The 16156-nt window shown below is 65.4% G+C and carries 23 protein-coding genes; 13 read left to right on the top strand and 10 right to left on the bottom strand.

Features of this window, described 5'->3' with window-relative positions; genetic code table 11:
• Positions 1-660 precede the first annotated feature (660 nt).
• Complete coding sequence (locus A5648_RS16590; RefSeq protein WP_065025588.1) at positions 661-1227, top strand: hemerythrin domain-containing protein; 567 nt, start codon at positions 661-663, stop codon at positions 1225-1227.
• Between the two features lie 657 nt (positions 1228-1884).
• Here the strand turns inward: A5648_RS16590 and A5648_RS16585 are convergent.
• The 3 genes from A5648_RS16585 to A5648_RS16575 all read right to left on the bottom strand — a co-directional run bounded on the left by A5648_RS16585 (position 1885) and on the right by A5648_RS16575 (position 3329).
• Positions 1885-2235 (bottom strand): type II toxin-antitoxin system PemK/MazF family toxin, encoded by a 351-nt coding sequence (locus tag A5648_RS16585; RefSeq protein ID WP_234787449.1) that lies wholly within the window; start codon positions 2233-2235, stop codon positions 1885-1887.
• A complete protein-coding gene (locus A5648_RS16580) occupies positions 2217-2450 on the bottom strand; it encodes a hypothetical protein (protein ID WP_065025586.1) in 234 nt (77 codons plus the stop codon). Before A5648_RS16580 ends, A5648_RS16585 begins: the two co-directional genes overlap by 19 nt.
• A gap of 270 nt (positions 2451-2720) precedes the next feature.
• On the bottom strand, positions 2721-3329 hold the full coding sequence (locus tag A5648_RS16575; protein WP_065025608.1) for a TetR/AcrR family transcriptional regulator: 609 nt from the start codon (positions 3327-3329) through the stop codon (positions 2721-2723).
• Positions 3330-3436: 107 nt separating this feature from the next.
• Between A5648_RS16575 and A5648_RS16570 the strand changes: the two genes are divergently transcribed.
• On the top strand, positions 3437-4333 hold the full coding sequence (locus A5648_RS16570) for an alpha/beta hydrolase (protein WP_082966540.1): 897 nt from the start codon (positions 3437-3439) through the stop codon (positions 4331-4333).
• Between the two features lie 31 nt (positions 4334-4364).
• Complete coding sequence (locus tag A5648_RS16565) at positions 4365-5219, top strand: SDR family NAD(P)-dependent oxidoreductase (RefSeq protein WP_065025606.1); 855 nt, start codon at positions 4365-4367, stop codon at positions 5217-5219.
• 597 nt (positions 5220-5816) lie between these two features.
• On the opposite strand, the gene A5648_RS16560 is transcribed toward A5648_RS16565, so the two are convergent.
• From A5648_RS16560 to A5648_RS16550, 4 genes are all read right to left on the bottom strand, one after another.
• The gene (locus A5648_RS16560) at positions 5817-6128 is read right to left on the bottom strand and encodes a type II toxin-antitoxin system PemK/MazF family toxin (protein WP_065025585.1); all 312 of its coding nucleotides are present in this window, start codon (positions 6126-6128) and stop codon (positions 5817-5819) included.
• Positions 6118-6351, bottom strand: coding sequence for a hypothetical protein (locus A5648_RS16555; protein ID WP_065025584.1), 234 nt, complete (start codon positions 6349-6351; stop codon positions 6118-6120). The genes A5648_RS16560 and A5648_RS16555 overlap by 11 nt, the downstream gene beginning before the upstream one ends.
• 82 nt (positions 6352-6433) lie before the next feature.
• The gene (locus A5648_RS23460; RefSeq protein WP_109470820.1) at positions 6434-6589 is read right to left on the bottom strand and encodes a hypothetical protein; all 156 of its coding nucleotides are present in this window, start codon (positions 6587-6589) and stop codon (positions 6434-6436) included.
• Between the two features lie 49 nt (positions 6590-6638).
• Positions 6639-7562: an aromatic alcohol reductase gene (locus A5648_RS16550; protein WP_065025583.1), complete on the bottom strand. Its 924-nt coding sequence runs from the start codon at positions 7560-7562 to the stop codon at positions 6639-6641.
• Positions 7563-7731: 169 nt separating this feature from the next.
• On the opposite strand from A5648_RS16550, the gene A5648_RS16545 reads away from it, so the two are divergent.
• Both A5648_RS16545 and nadE read left to right on the top strand, forming a co-directional pair.
• The gene (locus A5648_RS16545; RefSeq protein ID WP_065025582.1) at positions 7732-7941 is read left to right on the top strand and encodes a hypothetical protein; all 210 of its coding nucleotides are present in this window, start codon (positions 7732-7734) and stop codon (positions 7939-7941) included.
• Positions 7942-8108: 167 nt separating this feature from the next.
• Positions 8109-8957: an ammonia-dependent NAD(+) synthetase gene (gene nadE / locus A5648_RS16540; protein WP_065025581.1), complete on the top strand. Its 849-nt coding sequence runs from the start codon at positions 8109-8111 to the stop codon at positions 8955-8957.
• A 52-nt stretch (positions 8958-9009) separates the two neighbouring features.
• Here nadE and A5648_RS22875 read toward each other — a convergent pair whose 3' ends face one another.
• Positions 9010-9438, bottom strand: a complete 429-nt coding sequence (locus A5648_RS22875) for a cellulose-binding domain-containing protein (protein WP_082966544.1) — start codon at positions 9436-9438, stop codon at positions 9010-9012.
• Between the two features lie 159 nt (positions 9439-9597).
• On the opposite strand from A5648_RS22875, the gene A5648_RS16530 reads away from it, so the two are divergent.
• The 6 genes from A5648_RS16530 to A5648_RS16505 all read left to right on the top strand — a co-directional run bounded on the left by A5648_RS16530 (position 9598) and on the right by A5648_RS16505 (position 13353).
• Positions 9598-9918 carry an ArsR/SmtB family transcription factor gene (locus tag A5648_RS16530; RefSeq protein WP_064855516.1) on the top strand — a complete coding sequence of 107 codons (321 nt, stop codon included), beginning with the start codon at positions 9598-9600 and terminating at the stop codon, positions 9916-9918.
• Positions 9915-10403, top strand: coding sequence for an SRPBCC family protein (locus tag A5648_RS16525; RefSeq protein WP_065025580.1), 489 nt, complete (start codon positions 9915-9917; stop codon positions 10401-10403). The genes A5648_RS16530 and A5648_RS16525 overlap by 4 nt, the downstream gene beginning before the upstream one ends.
• Positions 10400-11026: a maleylpyruvate isomerase family mycothiol-dependent enzyme gene (locus tag A5648_RS16520; protein ID WP_065025579.1), complete on the top strand. Its 627-nt coding sequence runs from the start codon at positions 10400-10402 to the stop codon at positions 11024-11026. Before A5648_RS16525 ends, A5648_RS16520 begins: the two co-directional genes overlap by 4 nt.
• A gap of 64 nt (positions 11027-11090) precedes the next feature.
• Positions 11091-11813 (top strand): FadR/GntR family transcriptional regulator, encoded by a 723-nt coding sequence (locus A5648_RS16515; RefSeq protein WP_065025578.1) that lies wholly within the window; start codon positions 11091-11093, stop codon positions 11811-11813.
• Positions 11810-12466, top strand: a complete 657-nt coding sequence (locus A5648_RS16510; RefSeq protein WP_065025577.1) for a sterol desaturase family protein — start codon at positions 11810-11812, stop codon at positions 12464-12466. The genes A5648_RS16515 and A5648_RS16510 overlap by 4 nt, the downstream gene beginning before the upstream one ends.
• An 83-nt stretch (positions 12467-12549) precedes the next feature.
• A complete protein-coding gene (locus A5648_RS16505) occupies positions 12550-13353 on the top strand; it encodes a DUF6498-containing protein (protein ID WP_065025576.1) in 804 nt (267 codons plus the stop codon).
• 2 nt (positions 13354-13355) lie between these two features.
• On the opposite strand, the gene A5648_RS16500 is transcribed toward A5648_RS16505, so the two are convergent.
• Together A5648_RS16500 and A5648_RS16495 are read right to left on the bottom strand one after the other, a co-directional pair.
• Positions 13356-14372 (bottom strand): TIGR03617 family F420-dependent LLM class oxidoreductase, encoded by a 1017-nt coding sequence (locus tag A5648_RS16500; protein ID WP_065025575.1) that lies wholly within the window; start codon positions 14370-14372, stop codon positions 13356-13358.
• Between the two features lie 61 nt (positions 14373-14433).
• Entirely contained in the window at positions 14434-14877 is a 444-nt protein-coding gene (locus A5648_RS16495) for a DoxX family protein (RefSeq protein WP_065025605.1), read from the bottom strand.
• A 97-nt stretch (positions 14878-14974) separates the two neighbouring features.
• On the opposite strand from A5648_RS16495, the gene A5648_RS16490 reads away from it, so the two are divergent.
• Positions 14975-15538, top strand: a complete 564-nt coding sequence (locus A5648_RS16490; protein ID WP_065025604.1) for a TetR/AcrR family transcriptional regulator — start codon at positions 14975-14977, stop codon at positions 15536-15538.
• A 34-nt stretch (positions 15539-15572) separates the two neighbouring features.
• Positions 15573-16109 carry an FKBP-type peptidyl-prolyl cis-trans isomerase gene (locus tag A5648_RS16485; RefSeq protein ID WP_065025603.1) on the top strand — a complete coding sequence of 179 codons (537 nt, stop codon included), beginning with the start codon at positions 15573-15575 and terminating at the stop codon, positions 16107-16109.
• Positions 16110-16156 lie beyond the last annotated feature (47 nt).

Genomic DNA, 16156 nt, shown 5'->3' with positions numbered 1-16156 from the left:
GTGGCACAGCGTCTTCCAACGTTGTGCAAGCCAACCTACAAGAGCCGTCCATTTTCGGCAGTATTGGGTGAAGCGGGGTCTAGGTCCGCTTAATTGTCACGTGACGTATTACCGAGCGATTGCTAGATTCTTGATTGCGGCGTCGTCGGAGAGGGTAGTGCTAAGAGACTGACCTCCAAATCGGAGGTCTGGGCACTTCCGAGGGAGGTCTCGATGAGTAACGTTGTTCTTCGCATAGCCTTTGCCGCGGCGGTGGCAATCGCGCCCGCGGTGTGTGTGACAGCGGTAGAGCCCGGCGTGGGTTCGGCTCAGCCTCCTAATTGCGGTCCCGGCAATTGGTGGAATCCGGGCGCTAATGAGTGCCAGCCCACGGCACCGCCGAATTGCGGTCCGGGCGAGTACTGGAATCCTGGAGCCAATGCGTGCCAGCCCACGGCACCGCCGAATTGCGGCCCGGGCAATTGGTGGAATCCTGGAGCCAATGCGTGCCAGCCGGTAGTGCCGCCGCCCCCGCAGCAGTAAGGGAGCCGCCACGCCGCTAGGACTGCGACGACCCGGCAGGGGCTGCGTTTCGGCGTTGCGCCTGCCCGGGTATGCGGTGTGTGCGGCGCGCCAACCCGAGCGCCGTGGCAGCTTAACCGCCGAGGGGGTTTCAACTACATGCCAGAGATGATTATGGAGTCGCCCGACGAGGTCGTCGCATTCTTGAAGGCACAGCACAACCTGATCGAGGACATGTTCGACCAAGTACTGTACGCAACGGATCCCCGCGCTCGAGAGAAGCCATTCGCGCAGTTGCGGCAGTTGTTAGCTGTGCATGAGACGGCTGAGGAAATGGTGGTACATCCGCGCGTACGCCGGGAAGTGGCTGCCGGCGATGCCATCGTCGACGCCCGATTGGACGAAGAACACTCCGCGAAGGAGCTTTTGGCGTCGCTGGAGAAGCTCGACGTCACCTCTCAGGAGTTCATCGACGAGCTCATCAGACTGCGGGACGCGGTACTCGCTCACGCCGAGCACGAGGAGCGGGAAGAATTCCCGAAGTTGCAGCGCAAACTCGACGCCGACGAGCGCAAGCGGCTCGCGACCGCGGTGCGCGCGGCCGAAGCCATCGCGCCGACCCACCCGCATGCCGGTGTGGAATCAGCGAAGCTCAATTTCGCGGTGGGACCGTTTGCGTCGATGCTCGACCGCGCACGCGACCTCATCGGACGTGCCACCGCATAAGCACGTGACCGCTGAACCGTGTAGCGGATCCGCCTGCGAGAGGGGATGTTTCGAACTTGTAGGCACCCACGGGCCACCCTGCCCGATGCGTCACTGTGACGTATGAATGGGCATCGGGCCGGGAAGTGGAGAGCGCGGCGCAATGCGGGACTGGATAAGCACATAGGGTCGTCGCATTCGGCGATCGAAAACGAATACCGATGTGCGAAAAGGTGATTCGCGTCTTTCGGCGTCTCACTGAATAGCCTTATTTCGTCACTGTGACGTATTGATGGACATCGACCCGGGAGTGGCGAGCGTCGCCCAGCGTGGCCCGATCGCCGCAACCCGGCGACTGCCGCGAGTACCGGCGCGAGCGACCCAGCCGACGATGGACGGACGCGGGATCCTTGACAGGCCGGCCTGCGCCGCGACGCTTATGTGGTTTGCACATCGCGCAGCCGCGCCATGAGCGCGACGGGTGATGATTGGACACCGGATGCTCCTGGTGGTGACTCCGCCGTACGGGCGAAGATTGCGACGTTACAACGGATGACCAACGACCGCCGGGTCGGATATATTGCCGATAACGGACATTATGTCAACTAAAGTACGCCGTTTTCTGCTGTCAGCCAAAGGGTTTCGCTACCGCTCAACTACCCGCTCGCCAGCTGAGCGTCACAGATCAAGGACGAATCGCAGTGCTTGATCAATGACCCGCATCTGGTCTGGTCCGATCATTCCCTGCCGGGATGACACTCGTTCGACCGAGACAACCCGCAGTTGGTCGCAGCGAGCGTACGAGGTGTGGTCCAGCCCGCTCGCCTCAGACTCCAGTTCGACATGGCTTCGCAGTCCGTAACCGGTGGTCGTGATCGGGACGACGACCACTAGACCGCCAGGTCCGTTGTTGAGAATGTCGACCGACACGACGACCGCCGGGCGACGAAAGGCCGGTTCGTGACCTACCGGCTGGCCGAGATCGACGTAGTAGACCTCTCCTCGCCAGATCAAACCAGGGCATCCCACTCGTTACGCTCTGCCAGGTACCGCTCCCACAGTTCGGGGTCAGTCCGCAGGCGCTGGTAATCCCCGTTGAGACCCCGCAGGAACTCTTGCCGCTCCAAGGCGTCAATCGCTGCGTGCACGACGTCGACGACGGCGGTTTGACGAGCCTTGGCTAGGGATTGCAACCGCTCGGAATCCGGCCGCCGAACCCGGACGGTGGTGGTTTCTGCTGCCATGCACTCAGTGTAGACGAAATGTAGACATAACGCTGTGGACTGCGGGGGCCGGACTCCCCGGCCCGCCGCTCCGGACAGGAATACGACGGAATCGAATATGGCGGGTTACCAGTAAAGTACACCGTATCGCCCTGTGCCCCAACTACATTGAGAAGAATGATCGACGACACTGTCCGTTCTCGTTTAAGTTGGCCATTTTCGCAATAAACCTGGCCGTCTACGGAGATTTGGGACAGTCGTCGGTTTACGCGTATGGCCGTGCCGGCGTGCTCAGGTCTGACGGGTTCGTAGGCCGTCGCTGACGGTGGCGATGTAGGTGGCAAGAAGCCTGTCGATGGTTTCGGGGTTTGCGCGCAGGTCCCCGGGGCGCCATGCGAGCGCGAGTAGCCCATTCAGCGCAGCCCACAGTGCGGTGGTGACGTCATCGGGATCGAGGTCTGCGCGAATGAGGCCTGCTTGCTTGCCTTCACGGATTACCTCGGTGAGGCGCGCGTTCTGGGTGCGGGTGAGCTCGGCGATGCGTTCGACCGCATCGGGTTCGTTGGGCGGCTCGACCAGGATCCGGAACTCGTGAGGACGTTCGCGAGCGAAACGTGCGTAGGCCTCGGCTGCAAGCAGGATGCGCTCCTCGACAGTTCCCTGTGCGTCGTAGGCCGCGTCCATGTAGACACGGCTCTCCTCGAGCGCCTGCTCGGCTACCGCTGTCAGGACAGCCGAGCGCCCGCCGACCCGGTTGTAGATGGTCTGCACCACGACGTCCGCCTTTTCGGCGACGGCCTCAAGGGTGAGGGCTTCAACGCCCTGGGTCGCGATGATCTCGCGGGCGGCGTCAAGAACCGTGCGGCGATTCTCGGCGGCTCGTTGCTGGGTCCGGGTCATCGACGCGGGCTCAGCGGGCAGGGCGGCAGCACTCACATCAACACTGTAACCCATAACACCATTGGAATAACTTCCAATATTAGTATCGATTCTATAAAGTGACGGTCATGACCCGAACCGACGTCACCTTCGCCTCCGGCGATGGAACCTGCGCCGCCTGGCTCTACACGCCCGCCCACCACTCCGCCGACAATCCCCGGCCCGTGATCGTGATGGCCCACGGCCTTGGCGGCGTCAAAGAGATGCGTCTGGATGCTTTCGCCGAGCGGTTCACCGCCGCCGGCTACGTCTGCCTCGTCTTCGACTACCGCCACTTCGGCTCCAGCTCCGGCGAGCCACGCCAACTGCTCGACATCAAGAAACAGCTGCAGGACTGGCGCTCCGCGGTCTCGTCCGCGCGAACCCTCGACGGCGCCGATCCCGAGCGGGTCGTGGTGTGGGGCACCTCGTTCGGCGGCGGTCACGTGATCATCACCGCCGCCCAAGACAAGCGAATCGTTGCCGCCATCTCGCAGTGCCCGTTCACCGACGGATTCGCCTCCGCGTTCGCCATCCCGCCGGTGAGTTCAGTCAAGGTCACCGCCCTGGCTTTGCGCGACGCCATCGGGGCGCGACTCGGACGGCCGCCGGTCATGGTCTCGACCTACGGCCCGCCCGGGTCTACCGCGCTCATGTCGACACCCGACAGCGTCGCCGGCGTCACCGCCCTCATCCCCGAAGGACACGGCGTTCCGCAGGATGTGGCCGCCCGTTTCGGCCTCGCCATCGTGCGCCACTTCCCCGGCCGTCAAGCTCGTAACGTCGCCTGCCCGGTCTTCTTCGCCATCTGCGAGAGCGACACCGTCGCCCCGGCCAAGCCCACCCAGAAGTACGCCGCCCAGGCACCGCAGGGCGAGATCAAGCTCTACGACGCCGGCCACTTCGACATCTACGTCGGCAAAGACTTCGAGCGCAACGTCACCGACCAACTCGACTTCCTGCGCCGCCATGTCCCCGTCCACTGACCAAGATTCACGACCAACAATGGAGATCCCCATGTCCACGTACAACCTGACCGCCAAGGTCATCCTCATCACCGGCGCCAGCGGGGGCATCGGCGCAGCGAGCGCGCGCCTGCTTACCGCCAAGGGTGCCAAAGTGGCCCTGGTCGACCTGTCCGGCGACGCCGTCACCGCGCTCGCCGCGCAGCTACCGGCCGGAAGTTCACTTCCCATCGCCGCCGACGTCACCGACGTCGACCAGATGACCGCCGCCATCGAGCGGACCATTGCGGAATTCGGCCGTCTCGACGTCGTGTGGGCCAACGCCGGCATCGCCAACAACCCGCCCGTCACACTCGCAACCGCCGACCTAACCAGCTACGAACGCGTCATCGAAGTCGACCTGCTCGGCGTCGTCCGCACCATCAAGCCCGCACTACCGCAGATCATTGAAAACAAGGGCCAAGTCATCATCACCGGATCTGGGTACTCGTTCGTCAACGCAGTCCTCAACTCCGCCTACGGTGCCTCCAAAGCCGGGGTCGAGATGCTGGGCCGCTGCCTGCGCGCCGAACTCGCCCCCTACGGCGCCTCAGCCAGCGTGCTCTACCCAGGGTGGACCAAGACACCGATCACCGATTCCACAAAGAGCGACGATCTGGTCGATCAACTGTTCAAACACTTCTACCGCGGACCACTCGGCCATTTCTCCGAACCCGAGGTCATCGCCGCCGGACTCGTCACCGGCCTGCAGAAGCGGTCACCACGCATCTTCGCCCCGCGTCCATGGTCCGCCTACTCGGCCCTGCGCGGCATCCTGAACCCGCTGACGGATGCCCTCGTCAGCCGCGACAAATTCGGCCACGATCTGATTCAACAGCTTGAAGTCCGCCGCCGGGCCGGGCGCTGAGCCGCGGCCGACCTCGCCTTCCCGCCCCAACGCTCACCCTTATCAGCAAGGACGCCACGGATGCCCGCATACACCCCCCAGAGCCTGCGGGCTCTTCAGGCCCAGATCGACGGCGTGACCGCATCCACAGGCGACCGAGTGCCGGGTGAGGCTGTTCTGCGCGGGCTGCCCGATGCACTGCTCCACGCGGAGAGGAATACGACGGAATCGAATATGGCGGGTTTCCGGTAGAGGTCGCCGTATTGCTTGCGCACCAAGGATTTTGCACCACTGTCACGGATGACATTGCTCGACCTCCCCTTCGCCCTGTAGCGCTGCCACGCTCGCCTTGGCGTCCTTGATCAGAAGCAACAAGTGAAAGGGGGTCGGGAGGCGACGGTTCGAACTGGCGGGGGGCATAGAACCGGTGGGCTTCCTGATGGAGGCTGGGGAAGCTACTGCGGCCGGGTTGTCGGACGCAGGACTCGCCACACATCCGCCCGAGTTGCCGCCGACGGGTTGACGGAATACGGCGGAATCGAATACGGCGGGTTTCCGGTAAGATTCGCCGTATTGCACCTCGCCCCAACGGTTCCATCCGATGCGGCAGCGCAGCGCTCAGAGATCTAGCACGATCCGCAGCGCTGCATCGACGCGACGCATCTCGTCGAAACCGAGGAACCCGACGCTCTTACCGAGGCGGCCCGGATCGACCGCTGCAGCCTGCTCGGCAAGCACACGGGTGCTTGCGCCGCCGATGGCAACCTCGGGACGGAAGCTGGCAGGACGAGCCGATGTGGAGGTCGGCGCAACCACCCATGTGGACAGCGGCAGTTGATCCGACTGGACAACTACCGCGTAGCGAGAGCCAGACTGCTCATGGCCACGACTCCCCCGCGGGGCACGCAGCTGAAAGACCTCACCACGCACGCAGCATCTCCATGTCGCGCAGCACCTGTACCGCCTCAGCACGATCAGCCGCGTCCTCAGCAAGACTTTCCGCTTCGGCGCGGATCGCCGCGCGGGCCTTCCGTCGCGCGGCATCGATAAGGGCAGATCGAACGACTGCCGAGACAGCCGCGCCGTCCCTGGTCAAAATTTCCAACGCCTTCGATGTGTCTTCGTCTGGCCGGAAGGTAATCGTGTCAGCCATTCCACCAGTGTATGACGGTTTGTAAGACGACGCATCCACAAGCGGCTCAGTGCCGTGACCGTCGGTGAAGGGATTCACAACGTCATCGCCGGTACCCGTCCTCGGCGTCAGCGCGACGCGCGGCCTCGATCACCTCAGGCGGTACGGGCCTCTGCAACCACACCCGCATCCGTAGCAACCCGCCGGTGATCGTCCCGACGGCAAGGAGGACAACGATGATCCACAGCGCCATCGACATGCAGCAATTCTCCCCTTGCCCCAGGCGCCATGAGGCGATATTCCCAGCTCTAATTTCTCGTGCTGAGGTGTTTGCGCGCCCACTCCTCGGTGGTCGTGGTTGGGATTCCGCGGGTGGCATTGAACGTACCGGCCTTCGGCCACGCCACGCCCCTACCCTGACCGAACACCGCACGGTACTTCTGTAGGCCATCATCGGAGTTTCGGTCGAGGTCGTGCAGTAGAGACGCGACGGTCCATTCATTACGGACGACCTGGCCGCCCCTGGTCCGTTCGACGATCTCCGCGAGTTCGCGGTAGGTGATCGTGTCGCCGGCGACGTAGACGACCTGGTTCGCAATACGCGGGCGGGTCTGGACGATCTCCGCGGTGAGTACGCCGATGTCCTCCGGAGTGGTGACGGTGACTTCGGTGTCCCAACTGCCCAGCGCGTTAACGGTATTGGTGGTGAGGTCGACGACGCCGAAGTCGGGTTCGAAGAGGAAGCTGGTGAACATCCCGGTCGACACGATCACCCATTCGGTGGCGCTCTGGGCGCGCAGCATGTCGCGCACGTCGAGTTGTTCGTCGAACAGCTCGTGAGGACTGCCGCGTCCGATGGCGTCGTAGTCGACGCCGAACTGCCACGGGAAGTATCGCGAAACCCGCGCCGCCAACGCCGCCTTGGTGATCTTGCGTTGGGTTCCCGCCCCAGCCGCGAATCCGATGCAGCTCACCACCGTGTGGAACCGCCTGAGCACTGTCGACAGCTCAGCCGCCGACACCGTCGTAACGTCGGCCTCGACGATTCCGACGCCGCGGGCCGCGAACTCGTCGCGTAGCCGGGCATGCCGGGGTGTGTCCGACGGCCGCAGCAGCACCGTCAACGGCGGTGCGTCATCCCGACGAGTCAGTGCGGCGATAACGTTGCCGCCGAGTTCACCGGCGCCGATGACGAGGATCTCTCCCCCATGTGATGACTGCCGTGACGTCATAATCCCTCCGCGGCACTGATCGGTTGGCGAATGCGAACGGTCGCGACAACATCCCGCTGCGGCGCGGCATTCCCAACCCTCGAAGCATCAGACTTTAACTGGCCTTCCGAGGCCCGGGCGGTGATCCTGTCGACCTGACCGGTGGCGAGACCCCCCGTAAGCTCACCGCATGCACGAAGCGACACTGGCCGGCACCGGGGAAGCGGTGATGCTGACAGTGGGACTGTCGGTCTATGCGGCGTTGACCCTCGCCAGCATCGCGGTGGCGATCGACAGCGCCCACCGACGCCGGCGACGCCGCGCGATCTGTGCCTCGGTGATGGTCGGGGTGCTGACCCTGGGCGGGCTCGTTGCGGCGATTTACAGCAGCGTCGCGTGAACCCTCACAAAGCGTGAGGCCAACACAGGATGATTGGCGACGTCGGCTCAGCGCCTCTCCCCTGGCGGGATCGAATACGGCGAGTTACCAGTAAAGGTGTGAGGCGGTCCACCCACAGCAACAGTCAGCAACACCGATCAGAAGCGGGCGGTTGCTAGCCTCGCTTTATGACCGACAGCGACCCCCAGCAGCAGCGGATCATCGAGGATCTGGAGGTCGTCGCCGACTTCGACGCCGCCCGTGAGACCGAGCGCCGCATCCGGTTCCTCGCGGAGTACATCCGTCACACCGGCACCCAGGGCTTGGTGCTCGGCATCTCCGGCGGCGTCGACTCCACGGTGGCCGGGCGCCTATGCCAGCTGGCGTGCGAGCGGGTGCGGGCCGAGGGCGGCGATGCCACGTTCGTGGCGATCCGGCTGCCGTACGGCGTCCAGAAGGACGAGGCGGACGCCAAGCAAGCCGTGGCGGCGATCGGGGCCGACGAGGTGTACACGGTCAACATCAAGGACGCGGTCGACGGCATGTGGGACGCCTGCCTGGCGGCCGGCATCTCGATCGCCCACGAGCGGCACGACTTCGTCAAGGGCAACGTCAAGGCGCGTCAGCGGATGATCGCCCAGTACACCGTCGCCGGGGCCCGCAACATGCTCGTCGTCGGCACCGACCAGGCGGCAGAGGCGGTCGTCGGATTCTTCACCAAGTACGGCGACGGCGCCGCCGACCTCACGCCGCTGTACGGCCTCCCGAAGCGCCGCGTCCGCGAGATCGGCCGGCACCTTGGCATCCCGGAGAGCCTCATCGAGAAGGTGCCCACCGCCGACCTGGAGGAGGACAAGCCGCTCATCCCCGACGAGGTGGCCCTCGGCGTTCGCTACGCCGTCGTCGACGACTTCCTCGAGGGCGGCGACGTCGACCCTGCCGATGAGGCGACGATCCTCGGCTGGTACCGGCGCACCGGACACAAGCGCGCGCTGCCCGTCACCCCGGCCGGCTGGGATGCCTCGCGAGGCGCCTGATTCGACGTCGCTGCACCTGAGCGCATAGCACGATTGCCCACTCCAGGTTTCGCTAGCTACAGAGATACTGCCTATTGAGCATGCAATTCAGCGGTGGCGAGTACGGCCCGGTCAGCACCCCTCGGAAACCACCTCTGACCGAATCACCCGGAGCAATGATGCGATTCCAATTCACCGGGGACACAACATAGTGCGTGCCTGATCGCGCAACGGTGCTACTCCACGCGTGCGAGATGGATTGGCCCGCCGGCATGTCGAATTCAAGTTTCCAATCGGTCAGCGGCACCGCGCTGCGATTGGTGACGATGAAGCGGGCGATGAACCCGGTCTGCCATGTCGAGGTCACCGACAATGTCGCCGTCGCCGCGGCCGCATGGGCGACGGGCGTAGCCGCGAATCCCAGGATGACCACCATCACGACCGACAGGGCGACGCGAACCGCTCTGCGCCCGCGTAGTACGTAACTGCCCAGTCCGGCCATAGCAGCGAACCCTAGAACCAGACGGACGATGTCGCCCCTCGCCATGCCTGCACGCTGCAGGACCTTTGCTCAACTGAAACCGTCACGAAATTTCTGCCTCGGCCGGCGCGAGCCACGACCGCTAGACCACCGCTATTGGTAAGTGTAGACTTACGGTTTGTGGTCACCTACGCATCAGTGGATCCGTGGGGCGCCCTCGCGGACGGAACTCGGCGAGCCATTTTCAAACGACTCGCTGCGGGACCGATGGCGGTGGGCGAGCTGGCCCGTGATCTGCCGGTCAGCCGGCCGGCGGTCTCCCAGCACCTGAAAGTCCTGCGCAGCGCCGGGCTGGTGAGCGACCGTGCCGCGGGAACCCGCAGGCTCTACCACGCCGAGCCAGCCGGGATCGCTGCCCTGCGCGCGGAGCTGGACGTCTTCTGGGATCAAGCCCTCGCGGCCTACGAAAACATCGTCGAGCAGGAGGAGCAGGCGAAGTGAAACCGGCAGCGGTAGAACCCATCCGCAAGAACGTGGTGGTCAACGCCCCGATCGAGCGAGCGTTTGCTTTGTTCGTCGAGCGGTTCGACGCGATCAAGCCACGCGAGCACAATCTGCTCCGAGCCCCGATCGCCCAGACCGTCTTCGAGCCGCGCGTCGGCGGCCACATCTATGACGTCGCAACCGACGGTAGCCGCTGTGAGTGGTCGCGGGTGCTGGCCTACGAGCCGCCGACCCGCATCGTCTTCTCCTGGGATATCGGGCCGACGTGGCAGCTCGAAACAGATCCGGGCCGGTGCAGTGAAGTCGAAGTTCGGTTCGTCGCCGAGGACGCCGACCGGACTCGGGTCGAGCTGGAGCACCGCCACCTCGAACGGCACGGTGACGGCTGGCCCTCCGTCGCAAGCGGGGTGGGCGGCGACGCCGGATGGCCCCGGTATCTGGAGCGCTACCTCGACATCGTCACGCGGGAGGTGACGCGATGAGCGCCCCGGACGCGTCGCTGATGGACCTGGCCTACGAGGAGCGATCCGACCTGGCCGCATTCCTGTCCACGCTGTCGGATCAGGATTGGCACACCGAGTCGCTCTGTGCCGGGTGGACGGTCAAAGACGTTGTCGCACATATCATCAGCTATGAGGAACTCACCGTGGGTGGGCTGATCAAACGCTTCGCCAAAGGACGGGTGGTACGCGCAAACGAGGTGGGTGTGGCCGAGTACTCCTCGTTGTCACCACACGAACTGCTCGATTTCCTCAACCGCCACCTGCGACCGCACGGACTGACAGCGGGTTTCGGCGGCATGATCGGCCTCGTCGACGCCACCATTCATCACCAAGACATCCGCCGCGCCCTCAACCGGCCACGCATCGTGCCGCCACATCGACTGCTACGGATCCTGCCGCTGGTCCCGAGCAACCCCAGGCTTGGCGCAGGCCGGCGAATCAAGGGTCTGCGGCTGCGCGCCGACGACATCGCCTGGGAACACGGCGACGGCCCTGACGTTGCCGGCACCGGCGAAGCACTCCTGCTGGCGATGACGGGCCGCCGCCAAGCCGCCGAAGAGCTCACCGGTTCGGGCGCCGCAACCCTTCTGCGTCGGCTCTGAGCAGGAGAAAATCCTACTGGTCTGACCACTTGACCTCTGTCCAGTCATCCGGCATCGTGGGCGTATGGCTCTGCGACAGGTCACGCGCCGATCGATACCCGAACACGTCTTCGAGCAGATCATGTCCGACGTACTCAGCGGCGAGATGGCACCCGGCGAGCTGCTGCCCAACGAGCGCAAGCTCGCCGAAGTGCTCGGCGTATCCCGGCCGGCGGTGCGAGAAGCACTCACGCGTCTGAACGCAGCCGGCCTGATCGAAGTCCGGCACGGTGACGCCACGACGGTGCGCGACTATCGCCGTCACGCCGGCCTGGACCTGCTGCCCCGCCTCGTGCTCCGGGGCGACGAGCTGGACCTGGCGGTGGTGCGCAGCATTTTGGAGGCCCGGCTGCACAATGGGCCCAAGGTCGCCGAACTGGCTGCCGAACGCAGCGGCCCGCAGGCAGCCGCGGTGCTCGACGGCGCCGTGGATGCGCTGGCCGCCGAAGAGGATCCGGTGCAGCGGCAGCGTGCGGCACTGACGTTCTGGGACCACGTCGTCGACGCCGCTGACTCCATCGTCTTCCGGCTGATGTTCAACACGCTGCGCGCAACCTACGAACCTGCCCTCGAAGCTCTTACCACCGTGATGGCCGCCGAGGTCAGTCGCCCCGAGCTGTACCGGCGGGTGACGCAGGCGATCGCCGCCGGCGACTCGGCGGGCGCCGGACGCGCCGCGACCGAGCTCCTGGAACCGGCCACCCGCGGCCTGCTCAGCGCCCTGTCCGGTTTGGACGAGCAGCGATGACGACACCGACCCGTGGCGGTGTCACCCTGTCCGATGCGGGCCCGGAGTTTTGGCGCCACCCCTCCCCCTGGTGCCTCGCCCTCACGCTGCTTGGGGCACTGACCGCCCGGATCGTCGTCGGCGACTGGCAGCTCACCGACGTCATGCTCCCAGCGTTTATGCTCGTCGCTTTTCCGGTTTTCGAGTGGGTCATCCACGTCGCCATCCTGCATTGGCGACCACGCTCGGCCGGCCGTCTTACCCTGGACCCGTTGCTCGCCCGCAAACACCGTGAGCATCACCGTGAACCGCGACGAATCGAGCTCATCTTCATCCCGCGGCAGACTTTGTTCTGGTTGATCCCGTCCGCGGTCGCTGTGCCGTTGCTGGTCTTCAGCCGACTCGGTCTCGGGCTGACGGCCGTGGTCTTCTTGGCCGGCCTCGGATTGGTCTACGAGTGGACGCATTACCTCATCCACACCGACTACAAGCCGAAATCCAATGTCTACCGGGCCATTTGGCGCAACCACCGGCGACACCACTTCAAGAACGAGAACTACTGGTTCACCGTCACCAGCACCGGAACCGCCGATCGACTACTCGGTACCTACCCGAATCAGTCGACGGTACCGACGTCTCCGACCGCCAAGGACCTGCACGGCGTGACACGCTGACGCCGCGTCGGCGAACTGGCCCTTCGATGGCTCGAAGAAGCTCATGATTATCCGATGTACCGCCACAACCGGATGCCCGGATCATGAGCGCACCGGATTCTCCGCGTGCCACCAGGATCTCGCGGTTTCAGCTGGTCGCTTCGCTCGGGGTGATCGCGATCCCGGCACTGGGCTGGTTCACCCAGCGGTGGTCCGGCGCGACGACCCTGGTGGTGTACTGGTTCGAGAACGTCGCCATGTGCCTGCTGGTGATGGCTCGCGTCGCCGTGCACCGGCGCTGGAACCCGAGATACGGCCACTTCCACTATCGCGCACCGCAATCCGGCGGCCCGGCGAACCAATCGTTCCTGGCCGGCTTCGCCCTTGTGAGCCTGGCCTTCTGCGCTGCTCACGGGATCTTCCTCGGGGCCATTCTCGCTCTGCTGGCTCACAACCGGGCGCCTGCACTTGAGCTGATCGATCTCGACTGGCGCGCTGCCGGGTGGGGCTGCCTAAGCGTACTGCTGTTCCTGACGCTGAATTTCCTGCTCGATCTGGTCGATTTACGCCGATGGTCCTTCCGAGATGTCGAGCGCACCGCCGACGTCGGACTGGGCCGAGTCATGGTCGTGCATCTCACGTTATTGCTCGGATTCGCCGGGATCGCCGCCACGGATGCTCCCAGCACGCTGTTCGGGGTGTTCGTCGTGCTCAAGTCGCTGGCCGCACTCAGCGCCGTGGTCCCCCAATGGCAGCCGGATCGCCCGCCGCGCTGGCTCAGCAACCTGATGAACCGGATGCCGAACGTGCACCCGGGCGAACGCTTCGAGGATTTCTGGGTCCAGGATCAAGCGCGCGAGCGAGAGCGGCGGCGGCGCAACGAGCAGCCCTGGGAGACGACGCCGTAGGACTACCGGCTGGAAATGCCGCGCGCGACCTCGCCATAGCGCTCGAAGCGCTCGCGGTCACCGAGGGCGTTGTACAAGACCAGCCGAGTCGCCACTCCCCCGTACTTGTCGATCAAGCTGTCGGCCAACGCATCCCACGTCGACTCGGTGGCAAACACGGCCAGGTGTTCGTCGGTGATCTGCGCCGCCATCCCCGCGAAATCACCGGCCTTCTGCTTCTCCCGGATCCGGGCGGTGGTGCCCTCGAATCCGGCCTCATCCCAGATGAAGGCATAGTTCGGCGTGCTTCCGTAAAAACTCATGCTGGCGCGCACCAGTTCGCGTTCCTTGTGACGCTCTTCGTCGCTGTCGCCGACGATCGTCATCGCGGGCACAATGACGGCGATGTCCGACGGTGAGCGGCCCGCCTTAGCCGCCCCTTCGGCGACCTTCGGCACGACGTGGCGGGCCAGATAGCCGGGCTCGCCGAGCGGATGCACGTGCACCCCGTCAGCCACTTCGCCTGCCATGCGCAGCATCCACGGATTCACCGCCGCAACATCGACTTTCGGGTCGGGCGCCTCGATCACCCCGGGGCTCCATTGCGGAGTGATGAAGTCGAGGTCATAGAAGGGTCCGTGATGCTCCAGTGTCCCCGTGCGGAACGCGGCAAAGCATGCCTTCACGGCGAGCACGTAGTCGCGCAGGCGCGGACCGGGATGGTCGAACGCCGCACCGTAGCGCCGCACGACATGGGTACGGACCTGCGTGCCGAGACCGAGCCGGAATTTCCCGGCCGTCGCCTCCTGCAGCTCCCATGCCGTCGCGGCCGTGACGAACGGGCTACGCGGAAAGGCAACCGCGACGCCGGTCGAAAGCTCCAGATCGGGAGCGGCCTGAGATGCCATGGCGGCGTTGAGATACGCGGTACGACCGGCTTCGGTGAACAGCAGACCAGAGAAACCCGCATCCTGGGTGTGCCGAGCCAATTCGCCGACCTTTCCCAGGTGCTGCGGAAGGGTCATGACGTCGACTCGCACGGCCAAAGCCTACGCGCTTGGTTCCCTTGCGCTGGGTGGCCGCAAGCCGGGCGCGTCGGAATCAGCTGCCGATGGCGACCAGCACGGCGGCGGCCAGGTACACGATCTCCTCGGCGGCGCGCAGCGGCAGGCGCGTCGTCATCGACCTGGGCGGATCGGGCATCCGGGCGGCATAAACGTTGGCGGGGAACATCGCCAGCATCAACAGCAGCAGGCAGACGGCGGCGACGGTTCGGGTTCCCGGGATCAGCAGGGCCGCCGCGCCGACGAGTTCGAGCAGCCCGGTGATGCTGACCAGCAGTCCCGGCGCGGGCAGCGCCGGTGGAACGATCGCGATCAGATCGGCCCGCAGCGGCGGCGCGAAGTGCGCCACCCCGGTCACCAAGAACATCGCCGCCAGGCCGACGGCGATCGCGCCGGCCCAACTATTCACGTAGTCGGCACCGGCCCAGCCGATAACCCGGGCGATGATGCTGCCCGCCACCAGCGTGATCAATGGAGCCATCAGCACTCCCCCTAATCTAGACGGTGACAAGTTGATAACGGCGACGGTAGCCCCCTAATCCAGACACTGTCAAGATTGCCGCGGTATGCTGGCGGACATGGCCCGCCCGACGTATCACCACGGCGATCTTCGCGCCGCGATCCTGGCCGAGGCCGCGCGCATGGTGGCCGACCACGGCGCCGACCGGGTGTCACTGCGGGAGCTGGCGCGAGCGGCCGGCGTGTCCCATGCGGCGCCCGCGCATCACTTCACCGACCGGCGCGGACTGTTCACCGCCCTGGCCACCGAGGGGTTTGAGCTGCTGTGCGCCGCGCTGACCGCGGCCCGGCCCCGCTTCGCCGAGGCCGCCCTGGCCTACGTGCGGTTCGCCCTCGAGCATTCGGGCCACTACGAGGTGATGTTCGACAAGTCGCTGCTGGACACCTCTGATCCCGAGCTGATCGCGGCCGAAGCCGCAGCCGCGGCCGAATTGTCCCGAGGGGTAGCCACTTTGACGGACCCACACGCTCGCGACGACCCGGCCGGCGCCGAGTTGGCGGCATGGTCACTGGTGCACGGCTTTTCGACGTTGTGGCTCAACGGCGCAGTCAGCCCAGCGGTGAAAGCCGGCGATCCCATGAAGACGGCCGAGCGGATCGCCCGCATGCTGTTCGACGGTTGAGGCCTGTAGCGTGACGCAGGTGAATTCCACTCGGATGCATTCCCTGGTCGGGCTCGTCGCCTGTGTCGCAGCCATCGTCGTCCCCCTGGCCGGAGCCGGCACGGCAACGGCGGCCGCCTCCTGCCCCACCGCCGCGCCGGCGACCGGCGGCACACCGGAGTGGACGCTGAACGGGGCCACCGGCAGCGTCGCGGTCACCGGATCGACCGAGACGGCCGCGCCGCGGGTGGAGGTGTCGGCACCGTTCAGCGTCGCCCAGACCCAGGTGCACACGTTGCGGGCCGGCGATGGCCCGGTGGTTCCGGCAACGGCCACGGTGAGCGTCTGCTACATGGGTGTCAACGGACGCGACGGCACCGTATTCGACAGCAGCTATCAGCGTGGCGCCCCAGTCGACTTCCCGCTCAACGGAGTCGTGCCGGGATTCCAGAAAGCGATCGCGGGACAACACGTGGGGTCCACGGTCGCGGTCGCCATGACGTCGGCGGACGGCTACCCCGACGGCCAGCCCCGCGCGGGAATCCGGCCGGGCGACACCCTCGTCTTCGCGATCAAGATCCTCAGCGCCTGAATCTGCCGCAGCATTGCGGCGCTTTCGGCCACCCCGTGAGCAACCGG

It is taken from the genome of Mycolicibacter sinensis (genome assembly GCF_001673565.1).
Taxonomy (GTDB): Bacteria; Actinomycetota; Actinomycetes; order Mycobacteriales; family Mycobacteriaceae; genus Mycobacterium; species Mycobacterium sinense_C.
This window is presented reverse-complemented; position numbering and strand designations above follow the sequence as displayed.

Excerpts from the sequence above, each read along its gene's own strand:
- A5648_RS16590 (WP_065025588.1), top strand. The coding sequence starts at position 661 with ATGCCAGAGATGATTATGGAGTCGCCCGACGAGGTCGTCGCATTCTTG.
- A5648_RS16580 (WP_065025586.1), bottom strand. The coding sequence starts at position 2,450 with ATGGCAGCAGAAACCACCACCGTCCGGGTTCGGCGGCCGGATTCCGAG.
- A5648_RS16575 (WP_065025608.1), bottom strand. The coding sequence starts at position 3,329 with ATGACCCGGACCCAGCAACGAGCCGCCGAGAATCGCCGCACGGTTCTT.
- A5648_RS16570 (WP_082966540.1), top strand. The coding sequence starts at position 3,437 with ATGACCCGAACCGACGTCACCTTCGCCTCCGGCGATGGAACCTGCGCC.
- A5648_RS16565 (WP_065025606.1), top strand. The coding sequence starts at position 4,365 with ATGTCCACGTACAACCTGACCGCCAAGGTCATCCTCATCACCGGCGCC.
- A5648_RS16555 (WP_065025584.1), bottom strand. The coding sequence starts at position 6,351 with ATGGCTGACACGATTACCTTCCGGCCAGACGAAGACACATCGAAGGCG.
- A5648_RS23460 (WP_109470820.1), bottom strand. The coding sequence starts at position 6,589 with ATGTCGATGGCGCTGTGGATCATCGTTGTCCTCCTTGCCGTCGGGACG.
- A5648_RS16550 (WP_065025583.1), bottom strand. The coding sequence starts at position 7,562 with ATGACGTCACGGCAGTCATCACATGGGGGAGAGATCCTCGTCATCGGC.
- A5648_RS16545 (WP_065025582.1), top strand. The coding sequence starts at position 7,732 with ATGCACGAAGCGACACTGGCCGGCACCGGGGAAGCGGTGATGCTGACA.
- nadE (WP_065025581.1), top strand. The coding sequence starts at position 8,109 with ATGACCGACAGCGACCCCCAGCAGCAGCGGATCATCGAGGATCTGGAG.
- A5648_RS22875 (WP_082966544.1), bottom strand. The coding sequence starts at position 9,438 with ATGGCCGGACTGGGCAGTTACGTACTACGCGGGCGCAGAGCGGTTCGC.
- A5648_RS16520 (WP_065025579.1), top strand. The coding sequence starts at position 10,400 with ATGAGCGCCCCGGACGCGTCGCTGATGGACCTGGCCTACGAGGAGCGA.
- A5648_RS16515 (WP_065025578.1), top strand. The coding sequence starts at position 11,091 with ATGGCTCTGCGACAGGTCACGCGCCGATCGATACCCGAACACGTCTTC.
- A5648_RS16510 (WP_065025577.1), top strand. The coding sequence starts at position 11,810 with ATGACGACACCGACCCGTGGCGGTGTCACCCTGTCCGATGCGGGCCCG.
- A5648_RS16505 (WP_065025576.1), top strand. The coding sequence starts at position 12,550 with ATGAGCGCACCGGATTCTCCGCGTGCCACCAGGATCTCGCGGTTTCAG.
- A5648_RS16495 (WP_065025605.1), bottom strand. The coding sequence starts at position 14,877 with ATGGCTCCATTGATCACGCTGGTGGCGGGCAGCATCATCGCCCGGGTT.
- A5648_RS16490 (WP_065025604.1), top strand. The coding sequence starts at position 14,975 with ATGGCCCGCCCGACGTATCACCACGGCGATCTTCGCGCCGCGATCCTG.
- A5648_RS16485 (WP_065025603.1), top strand. The coding sequence starts at position 15,573 with ATGCATTCCCTGGTCGGGCTCGTCGCCTGTGTCGCAGCCATCGTCGTC.